The sequence below is a fragment of the Thomasclavelia sp. genome, assembly GCF_017889095.1.
GTDB lineage: Bacteria > Bacillota_I > Bacilli_A > Erysipelotrichales > Coprobacillaceae > Thomasclavelia.
In genome coordinates this window covers 1-2537 of record NZ_JAGHEW010000310.1, presented here as the reverse complement: position 1 = coordinate 2537, position 2537 = coordinate 1, and the positions used below count along the sequence as shown (strand labels likewise).

The following is a 2537-nucleotide window of genomic DNA, read 5'->3' as shown; positions in this document are numbered from 1 at the left end:
TTAGAAATAGTTTAATTGCTTTGGCACCACATATTTTAATTGTTTATACTGGAATGTTATTTCAAAGTATGTCTTATGGTATGTTAACATCACTACTTACATATTATGTTGCTAATATATGTAAACCGGAAGAAGAAATTATGGGACAAACACTTATTTCTATAATGACCTGTGGTGTAGGAGCAACTATTGGTAATCTTTTTGGTGGGATTTTACAAGATACTTTAGGTATTGAAGCAATGTTATTGTTTGTTGTTATTTCAACATTGATTGGTACTATTATCATGGTATTTGTAGGTTATAAAAATATAGCTAAAATTTAGAACTATATAAAAGCAAACAGCACGATTTCATGCTGTTTTAATTAATCAAAATTATTATATAATTATTTTTTTACTATTTGATACTTTGTATTACTTCCGTTACCAACTCTAATTAATTCTCCATTATTTACTAACTTTTTCAACAATCGATATGCTTGATCTTTAGAAATATTTAATAAATCACTAACATCTTTTCGACAAATACCTTTTTTACTTTTACGAGCAAGTTTTAAAATTAATTCTTCATATCTTATTTCATCAATATCTGTTTGTCTTACATAACCAACAATATTATGATTTGAATTATATACTCTTGCACTTAATAAATAAAATCGATTTTTGCCTTGTCCTGATGCTTCAATCAATCCAGATTCAACTAATTTTTCAACTGTTGCTTTTGCTTTTGATTCACTTATATGTGTAAGTTCAATAATTCTTTTTAAATTTATTCTTCGTTCAGTATTGATACAAGATAAAATAAGTAATGAATTAATATGCAGCAATCTACCTATTCTATTTTGTTCATCCAAAATCATTTTTGCGAAAGCAAAATCTGGTTTAGCTCTTTGAATAAATAGTTTTACCATTGCAGAAGTACTTTCACTATAATCAGGCCACGGTCTACCAAATAAAATTGATCCTTCATAAATTCTATCAATTCCTCGTCCCGTTTTTTCAGCTAAACCAATCCTTTTTAAAGCATCAGCTAGAGTTTTATTTCGGCCATGAGGTTCAACTGTCAACAAATTTTCAATTGATACTCCTTCAATGAAACCACCTGGATTACTGATTGTTAGACCATCATCATCTATTGCAACTCTTACACTACCTAGCATTGTATAATCTCGGTGACAAAACGCATTAATCAAAGCTTCTCTAAATGCCTTTTTTGAAAACTCAGGTGCACTCATTCTAAGTAACCCTTCTTCAATTTCATGTTCTGGATTCCAAGCATCAAAGTTTGTTTCAAATAATTCTAACATTGATAAAAGTGATTTTCCATATTCCTCATTTTTTCTAATATTTGTTCCTTCTAAAACTTGAAATGTTGCTTTAGCAGTTGGTATATATTCATTTATTTTTTCTTCTTTTCCAATCAATAATAAGCCTGTAACAGTTGGCACTAACACCCCATTATCTTCTTTAGCCAAACATAAAGCTTTTTCCAATTCCTCATTATCTAAATCTAATAGTGTCGCATCTCCATTACTTCTTTGGATCAGCATTCTCAATCGGCTTATTTCATTATCATCGAAATCATTTATATTAGCGTTAGCTACAGTTTGAAATGAAAAATCTAATAAACTTAAATCAGAAAGTCTTGTTGTTATTTCATAAGGATACATAGGAACATTTTCCGGTTCACCATTAGCTTTTAATCTTCTTCTCAACATTTTACCTTGCAGTGTTGCTACTACTGCTCTACTTTTAGGAATAGATATTTTCATAATATTTTTTCTTCCACGTTTATCATCTCGACACTAATAAATAAAGTTGGAACAATATTATTCATTATCATTGCTGATAATCCAATTTCATCCTCATGTTTTTTGACTAAACCAGTAATCTCACCATTATCTTCTACACCTAAATATAAAACACCGCCATCGCTGTTTGCCATAGCTACTACCGCTTCTACCAAATCTCTATCTGGATACCCACCTTTTCTATCACTTTTAAATTCAATTAACAACGTTTCATTGTAAGGTATAGTTCTCATGAATATCATCTCCTTTCTCTTATTATCGCGCGCGCGCGATAATAAGTCAATAACATTCGCGCGCGCGCGATTAAACCGCGCGATCGCGTTATGCTATAATAAACTAAACCGTCTATAGTTAATTATTTATAATAATATATACTTTTATACAAAGAAAAAGACTAACAATAGACTTAGTTTAATATACTATATTTCTTGAATATAATATAATTCTGCCATTTTTCGAAAATGCTCAAAGGCTTTTTGGTTTTCTGGCTTTATCGTTAAATTCGCATAGTTATTTGTATAATATTGATCTGCAAGTGCTTCTAAAATAACCTGTTCATCCATGTTACAATCTGCTAATAGATCATTAATTGTTTGATTAATAGTTGTATAAAATAAACCATGATTAGAAGCTATTTCAAGATGGTGATCTAAACATTGTTTTTTTGAATGAACATATACTTTAAACGATGTTGTCCAATTACATAAACCAAGATATTCAGCAGCAG

The 2537-nt window shown here is 29.7% G+C and carries 4 protein-coding genes; 1 reads left to right on the top strand and 3 read right to left on the bottom strand.

The annotated features are described in order from the left end of the window. Positions 1-323 (top strand): MFS transporter (locus J7M77_RS13645; protein WP_367237033.1); only part of this gene is annotated, 323 nt, incomplete at its 5' end. Between the two features lie 62 nt (positions 324-385). Here the strand turns inward: J7M77_RS13645 and J7M77_RS13640 are convergent. From J7M77_RS13640 to J7M77_RS13630, 3 genes are all read right to left on the bottom strand, one after another. Next, complete coding sequence (locus J7M77_RS13640) at positions 386-1771, bottom strand: ATP-binding protein (RefSeq protein WP_296879518.1); 1386 nt, start codon at positions 1769-1771, stop codon at positions 386-388. Continuing rightward, positions 1768-2043 (bottom strand): helix-turn-helix domain-containing protein, encoded by a 276-nt coding sequence (locus J7M77_RS13635; RefSeq protein ID WP_296879516.1) that lies wholly within the window; start codon positions 2041-2043, stop codon positions 1768-1770. Before J7M77_RS13635 ends, J7M77_RS13640 begins: the two co-directional genes overlap by 4 nt. A gap of 186 nt (positions 2044-2229) precedes the next feature. Continuing rightward, positions 2230-2537: hypothetical protein (locus J7M77_RS13630; protein ID WP_296879514.1), on the bottom strand; the 308-nt coding region annotated here is incomplete at its 5' end.

Bases quoted from the DNA above. Each gene is read 5' to 3' on its own strand.
- J7M77_RS13640 (WP_296879518.1), bottom strand. From the start codon at position 1,771: ATGAAAATATCTATTCCTAAAAGTAGAGCAGTAGTAGCAACACTGCAA.
- J7M77_RS13635 (WP_296879516.1), bottom strand. From the start codon at position 2,043: ATGAGAACTATACCTTACAATGAAACGTTGTTAATTGAATTTAAAAGT.